This window comes from Cetobacterium sp. 2A, assembly GCF_014250685.1.
Lineage (GTDB): Bacteria > Fusobacteriota > Fusobacteriia > Fusobacteriales > Fusobacteriaceae > Cetobacterium.
This window is the reverse complement of the sequence record NZ_JACFAJ010000014.1, coordinates 152,086-158,762: the sequence shown is the minus strand read 5'-3', so window position 1 is coordinate 158,762 and position 6,677 is coordinate 152,086. Positions and strand designations below refer to the sequence as shown.

The 6,677-nt window shown below is 31.7% G+C and carries 8 protein-coding genes; 6 read left to right on the top strand and 2 right to left on the bottom strand.

Annotated features, from left to right (window positions below):
- Positions 1–133: 133 nt before the first annotated feature.
- Positions 134–973, bottom strand: coding sequence for a YitT family protein (locus tag H3N56_RS13210; protein WP_185881643.1), 840 nt, complete (start codon positions 971–973; stop codon positions 134–136).
- Between the two features lie 10 nt (positions 974–983).
- Positions 984–1,541 carry a TetR/AcrR family transcriptional regulator gene (locus tag H3N56_RS13205; protein ID WP_185881642.1) on the bottom strand — a complete coding sequence of 186 codons (558 nt, stop codon included), beginning with the start codon at positions 1,539–1,541 and terminating at the stop codon, positions 984–986.
- A 183-nt stretch (positions 1,542–1,724) separates the two neighbouring features.
- Here H3N56_RS13205 and H3N56_RS13200 point away from each other — a divergent pair, with 183 nt between their 5' ends.
- Genes H3N56_RS13200 through H3N56_RS13175 form a run of 6 tightly spaced genes read left to right on the top strand, consistent with a single transcriptional unit; the run spans position 1,725 to position 6,664 of the window.
- Positions 1,725–2,378, top strand: a complete 654-nt coding sequence (locus H3N56_RS13200; protein WP_332478733.1) for a CoA transferase subunit A — start codon at positions 1,725–1,727, stop codon at positions 2,376–2,378.
- A 1-nt stretch (position 2,379) separates the two neighbouring features.
- The gene (locus H3N56_RS13195; protein WP_185881640.1) at positions 2,380–3,045 is read left to right on the top strand and encodes a 3-oxoacid CoA-transferase subunit B; all 666 of its coding nucleotides are present in this window, start codon (positions 2,380–2,382) and stop codon (positions 3,043–3,045) included.
- A gap of 20 nt (positions 3,046–3,065) precedes the next feature.
- Positions 3,066–4,274, top strand: coding sequence for an acetyl-CoA C-acetyltransferase (locus H3N56_RS13190; RefSeq protein WP_185881639.1), 1,209 nt, complete (start codon positions 3,066–3,068; stop codon positions 4,272–4,274).
- A gap of 18 nt (positions 4,275–4,292) precedes the next feature.
- Positions 4,293–4,697, top strand: coding sequence for a MaoC family dehydratase (locus H3N56_RS13185; RefSeq protein ID WP_185881638.1), 405 nt, complete (start codon positions 4,293–4,295; stop codon positions 4,695–4,697).
- A gap of 14 nt (positions 4,698–4,711) precedes the next feature.
- On the top strand, positions 4,712–5,857 hold the full coding sequence (locus tag H3N56_RS13180; RefSeq protein WP_185881637.1) for an acyl-CoA dehydrogenase: 1,146 nt from the start codon (positions 4,712–4,714) through the stop codon (positions 5,855–5,857).
- 21 nt (positions 5,858–5,878) lie between these two features.
- Complete coding sequence (locus H3N56_RS13175; RefSeq protein WP_185881636.1) at positions 5,879–6,664, top strand: electron transfer flavoprotein subunit beta/FixA family protein; 786 nt, start codon at positions 5,879–5,881, stop codon at positions 6,662–6,664.
- The last annotated feature ends 13 nt before the right edge of the window (positions 6,665–6,677 follow it).

Genomic DNA, 6,677 nt, shown 5'->3' with positions numbered 1-6,677 from the left:
GTAGTTTTTTTCAGTTTTTTATGACATTAAATGAAATATTTTGTTCAGAAATGACAAAGATACCAAAAAATTAAAAAGACATTTAATGCATCTTCATATATAAAATTTGCATTAAATGTCTTTTATTTTTTAATTATTCTTCTCCTAAATCTCCAAATCCCTCTCCCAAGGTCTCTGAAACATCTGTTATTGTAACGAAAGCTTTTGGATCAATTTTTTTTATAGTTTGTTTTAATCTAAATATTTCTAATTTACTAACAACACAATAAACAATTTCTTTTTTGTTTGAAGTAAAACCACCTTTTCCCTCAAAAATAGTTATTCCCCTTCCCATTTCAACCATTATAAATTCTTTTATTTCATCAGATTTTTCGGTTATAATCATTACACCTTTTGCTTTTGTTATTCCATCTTGAATAAAATCTATCACCTTGGTACAAATAAAAGTAGCTATCAAAGTATACATAAATATTACTTTTCCAAATAAAATTGCTACCATACATAAAACTAAAAAATCCATAATAAACATTGCTTTCCCAACCGCTAAGCCTTTATATGTTTTTAAAATTCTTGCAAGAATATCAATTCCACCAGTAGAACCTCCGGCATAAAATATAATTCCTAGGCCTGTTCCAATCGTTATTCCTCCAAATATGGAAACAACTATTAAATCTTCCATAGGTCCTTGCAAACCACTTGTAAGTTTAAGAGCTAAAGTTACAGCACCAATTCCATAAATAGTTTTATAAACAAATTTCTTTCCTAGTAACTTCCATCCCAATATTACAAGAGGAATATTAATTACTAAATAGCTAAGACTTACAGAAATTCCTGTTAAGTAATAAATTATAAGACTAATACCTGTGACTCCACCCTCAGCTAATTTATTAGCTACAAAAAAATAATTAATTCCTACCGCATAAAGAAAAGATCCCACCGTTATCAAGAAAAGCTCTCGCAATTTCTGTTTCATTCCAACACCCTCATTTTCTTAAAAAATATTTATAAATCCTGATATTACTTTCTAACAAATCATCCCATTCTATTTTTGTAAATCCATTTTCAGTTTGAATATAAAAAAGAAAATTTCCAATTACACTGGATAATATCTGTATTACAAATTCTTCTACTGGTAAATTTAAATTATCCTTTATAAAAATTTCTCTAAAATGTTCAACTACAAAATCTTTATACTCTATGGAACGTGTATATTTTTTTATTTCACTATGAGAAAATTTTAGCTGTATTCTAAATATAAGCTCGTTTTCCCTTAAAAATTTATCGTAAACTCTTATTACACTCTCTATATCATCCTCCAAGTTTCCATTTAAAACCTTTTTTAAATTTTCTATAATAGTTGCCATTTCTAAAAAATTTTTAGTTATCTGTTCTAAAATTCCATATTTAGATTTGAATAACCTAAATATGGTCACTTCATTACACCCTACTTCTTTTGCCAAAAGCTTAGTTGAGACACTATTGAAACCATGCTCAGAAAACAATTCCAGAGCTTTTTCCAATATCCTTTCTTTCATACTCATAACATTTTCTCCCCTTGAAAAAATTATTAATTTTAATAATATAAGCATTCCTCGCTATTGTCAATAGATTAAGTGTTTTCAAAAAAAGTTTTTTGTTCTAGTATTGACATTAATGTTTTCTTGAAGTATATAAGTTAATGCACAAGCAAGTACTCACTTACAAATGTCTATGGAGGAAGAAATATTATGAAAAAATTAATTTCTTTAGATGAAGCTGCTAAGCTTATAAAGAGTGATTCAACTTTGATGATTGGAGGATTTTTAAAATGTGGTGCTCCTAAAAAAATCATCGACAAAATGTTAGATTTAGGAATTACAAATCTAACGCTTATTGCCAATGATACAAGTTTCCCAGATAATGAAAAAGGGAAATTAGTTGTGAACAAAAGATTAAAAAAAGCTATTGTATCTCATATCGGAACTAATCCCGAAACTGGAAGACAAATGAATTCTGGAGAACTTGATGTACAACTTGTTCCACAAGGAACACTTGCAGAAATAATTAGAGCAGGAGGAGCTGGTCTAGGGGGTGTTTTAACACCAACTGGAGTTGGAACTATTGTGGAAGAGGGTAAACAAGTTGTTGAAATTGATAATAAAAAATTTATAATTGAAAAATCTTTAAGAGCTGATGTAGCTATAGTTTATGGAACTAAAGTTGATTCTCATGGAAATATAGCATTCTTTGGATCAACTAGAAATTTTAATGCAATCATGCCAATGGCTGCAGACTTAGTTATTGTTGAAGCTGATGAAATTATAGACGGATGTTTAGATCCAAATGAAATTGTAGTTCCAGGAATATTTGTTGACTATATTGTAAAGGGAGGAAACTAAAATGGAACTTTCCAAAGAACAAGTAAGGGAAATAATTGCTAAAAGAGTTGCCAAAGAGTTTAAAAATGGAGATGTTGTAAATTTAGGTATAGGTCTTCCAACTGAAGTAGCTAACTATATTCCAGTTGAGGTTCAAACAATTTTACAGTCTGAAAATGGACTTTTAGGAATGGGAGAATCTCCTAGTTTAGAAAAAAAAGATGATAGAGTTACAAATGCTGGTGGATCACATGTAACTGTTAATGAAGGTGGATGTTTCTTTGATAGTTTTATGTCATTTGGAATAATTAGAGGCGGACACGTTGATGCAACAGTTCTTGGAGCACTTCAAGTTGATGAAAAAGGAAACTTAGCTAACTGGATGGTTCCTGGGAAAATGGTTCCTGGTATGGGCGGAGCTATGGACTTGGTTGTAGGAGCTAAAAAAGTTATTATTGCTATGGAACATACTTCAAAAGGATCACATAAAATATTGAAGAATTGTACACTACCACTTACTGCTGCTGCTCAAGTTAATTTAATTGTAACTGAAAAAGGAGTAATGGAAGTAACTGATAAAGGATTAGTATTAACAGAATATAATCCATATTTTACTATTGAAGATATCAAAAATTCAACTGAAGCTGAACTTATAATAGGGGAAAATTTAAAACCAATGTTAATTTAGTGTTTGTAAGGAGGATTTAAATGTCAAAAGTATTTATAGTTTCTGCTAAAAGAACACCTATTGGAAGTTTTTTAGGATCTCTTGGAAAAATTCAGCCTGGTGAATTAGCTGGAACTCTTATAAAAAATATTTTAGAAGAGACAAATGTTCCCAAAGATGTTATAGACGAAGTTATTGTAGGAAATGTTCTATCTGCTGGTCAATCTCAAGGAGTTGGAAGACAGGCTGCGATAAAAGGCGGACTCCCTGTTGAAGTTCCAGCTTATTCTCTAAATATTATTTGTGGAAGTGGAATGAAATCTCTAATGAATGCCTTTACAGAGATAAAACATGATGAAGCTAATCTTATTTTTGCCGGTGGTACAGAAGTTATGTCACAAGCTCCATTCCTAACTAGTTCAAATGCTAGAAATGGTCACAAAATGGGAGATATTTCGATGAAAGATCATTTAGTTCTTGATGGACTAACAGATGCTTTTACGGGTATTCATATGGGTATTACAGCTGAAAATATAGCTGAAAAATATGACATTACAAGAGAAGAACAAGATTTATTTGCAATAAAATCCCAAGAAAAAGCAATTTTTGCAATAGATTCTGGAAAATTTGAAAATGAAATTGTTCCAATAACAATAGTAGATAAAAAACAATCCTTTATTTTTGACAAGGATGAATATCCAAATAGAAAAACTAGTTTTGAAAAACTTTCAACTCTTAGGCCTGCATTTAAAAAAGATGGATCTGTAACAGCTGGAAATGCTTCTGGAGTTAATGATGGTGCTAGTATGATTCTTTTGGCCTCTGAAGAAGCAATAAAAAAATATAATCTAACACCTTTAGCAGAGATTATTTCTGTTGGTCAAGGTGGAGTTGATCCTGAAATTATGGGAATGGGACCAATTCCAGCTATAAATAATGCTTTAAAAAAATCTAATCTTTCTCTTAGTGATATAGAACTTATAGAGTTAAATGAAGCTTTTGCTGCGCAATCTCTTGCTGTAATGAAAGAGCTTAGACTTCAACATAATGTTTCTCAAGAACGATTAAATGAAATTACAAATGTAAACGGAGGAGCTATTGCACTTGGACATCCTCTAGGAAGTAGTGGAAATAGAATTATTACTACTTTAGTTCATGAGCTAAAAAAGAGAAATTCTAATTATGGACTAGCTAGCCTATGCATTGGTGGAGGTATGGGTACAGCGGTTATAGTTAAAAATATAAAATAATTAAGGGAGGATTTTTTCATGAAATTTACAGACTTAAAAGTGGGAATGACTGCTGAAATTTCTAAAACAATTACTGAAACAGATGTAGTAATGTTTGCAGGAATTACTCTTGATACAAATCCCGCTCACATTAATGAAGAATATGCTAAAACAACTATGTTTGAAAAAAGAATAGCTCATGGAATGCTTGGAGCTGGATTAATTTCAGCTGTATTAGGAACTAAACTTCCGGGAGAAGGTAGTATTTATCTAGGGCAAGAACTTAAATTTTTAGCTCCTGTTTATATAGGTGATACTATCACTGCTAAAGCAGAGATAATTGAACTAATTCCTGAAAAGTCAAGAGTAATTGTAAAAACTACTTGCACTAATCAAAATGGAAAAGAAGTAATATCAGGAAAAGCAACTTTAATGAAAAAATAAATTAGGAGGAAAAAATGGATTTCAAACTTACAAAATCTCAAGAACTTTTTAAACAAATGATAACTGAATTTGTTGAAAATGAGGTAAGACCTCTTGCTGCAGAAGTTGATGAGGAAGAAAGATTCCCAGTGGAAACTGTTGAAAAAATGAGCAAAATTGGATTAATGGGTGTAACTATTCCTAAGGAATACGGTGGGGCCGGTGGAGATCAAATTATGTATACTATGGCTGTTGAAGAACTTTCAAAAGCTTGTGGTACAACAGGTGTTATTCTTTCTGCTCATGCTTCTTTAGGAGTTGCTCCTATTCTTGAATTAGGTAATGAGGAACAAAAAAGAAGATTCCTACCTAAAATGGCAACTGGTGAATGGATTGGTGCTTTCGGATTAACTGAGGCTAATGCTGGAACAGATGCTTCTGGACAACAAACTTCAGCATATTTTGATGAAGCTACTCAAGAATGGGTTATCAATGGTTCAAAAATATTCATAACAAATGCTGGATATGCTCACGTATATGTTATCTTTGCTATGACAGATAAATCAAAAGGAATAAAAGGAATATCTTCATTTATAATAGAAGCAGATACTCCAGGATTTAGCGTTGGAAAGAAAGAAAAAAAATTAGGAATAAAAGGTTCAGCTACTTGTGAACTAATATTTGAAAATTGTAGAATTCCAAAAGAAAATTTACTTGGTGCTCTAGGAAAAGGATTCGGAATTGCTATGAAAACTCTTGATGGAGGAAGAATAGGAATTGCAGCTCAAGCCCTTGGAATTGCTGGAGGAGCACTAGATGAAACTATAAAATATGTTGGAGAGAGAAAACAGTTTGGAAAAGCTCTTTCTAAATTCCAAAATACACAGTTCCAAATTGCTGATATGTATGCAAGAGTAGAAGCTGCTAAGAATTTAGTATATAAAGCTGCTTGGAAAAAATCTACAAAACAACCATACTCTTTAGAGGCTGCAACTGCAAAATTATTTGCTGCTGAAGCTGCAATGGAAGTTACAACTAAAGCTGTTCAACTTCACGGTGGATATGGATATACAAGAGAATATCCTGTTGAAAGAATGATGAGAGATGCAAAAATAACTGAAATTTACGAAGGAACATCAGAAGTACAAAGAATGGTAATCGCAGGATCATTATTAAAGTAGAATTTAGGAGGATAAATTAAAATGAATATAGTTGTTTGTATAAAACAAGTGCCTGACACAACAGAAATAAGATTAGATCCAATCACTGGAACATTAATAAGAGATGGAGTACCTAGTATAATCAATCCTGACGATAAGGCAGGATTAGAAGAGGCTCTAAAATTAAAAGATAAGTTTGGTGCTCATGTTACTGCTATAACAATGGGACCTCCACAAGCTGATTCAGCTCTAAGAGAAACATTAGCTATGGGTGTTGATAGAGCTATACTTTTAACTGATAGAAAATTTGCTGGAGCAGATACTCTTGCTACATCTCATGTTATATCATCTGCTTTAAAAGAAATAGATTATGACTTAATTATTGCCGGAAGACAAGCTATTGATGGAGATACTGCACAAGTTGGACCTCAAGTTGCTGAATTTCTTGGTGTTCCTCAAGTTACATACGTTAAAGAAATTCAACATACTGAAGACAAAACATTTATCGTAAAAAGAGCAACAGAAGATGGATATTACCTATTAGAAGTTGGTATGCCTTGTCTTATGACTGTTCTTTCTGAAGCAAACCAACCAAGATATATGCACGTTGGTGGAATTGTTGATGCGTTTGAAAAAGAAGTTGAAATTTGGACTGCTGACAATCTAAATCATATAGATGAGTCTAAACTTGGATTAAAAGGTTCTCCTACAAAAGTAAAGAAATCTTTTACTAAAGGTGCTAAACAAGCTGGTCAAATGTTTGAAGTTGAACCACAAGAAGCAGCTAAAATAATTATAGAAAAACTGAAAGAAAAATTCATAATCTAAAATTTATAAACTG

Excerpts from the sequence above, each read along its gene's own strand:
- H3N56_RS13185 (WP_185881638.1), top strand. The coding sequence starts at position 4,293 with ATGAAATTTACAGACTTAAAAGTGGGAATGACTGCTGAAATTTCTAAA.
- H3N56_RS13210 (WP_185881643.1), bottom strand. The coding sequence starts at position 973 with ATGAAACAGAAATTGCGAGAGCTTTTCTTGATAACGGTGGGATCTTTT.
- H3N56_RS13190 (WP_185881639.1), top strand. The coding sequence starts at position 3,066 with ATGTCAAAAGTATTTATAGTTTCTGCTAAAAGAACACCTATTGGAAGT.
- H3N56_RS13195 (WP_185881640.1), top strand. The coding sequence starts at position 2,380 with ATGGAACTTTCCAAAGAACAAGTAAGGGAAATAATTGCTAAAAGAGTT.
- H3N56_RS13205 (WP_185881642.1), bottom strand. The coding sequence starts at position 1,541 with ATGAGTATGAAAGAAAGGATATTGGAAAAAGCTCTGGAATTGTTTTCT.
- H3N56_RS13175 (WP_185881636.1), top strand. The coding sequence starts at position 5,879 with ATGAATATAGTTGTTTGTATAAAACAAGTGCCTGACACAACAGAAATA.
- H3N56_RS13180 (WP_185881637.1), top strand. The coding sequence starts at position 4,712 with ATGGATTTCAAACTTACAAAATCTCAAGAACTTTTTAAACAAATGATA.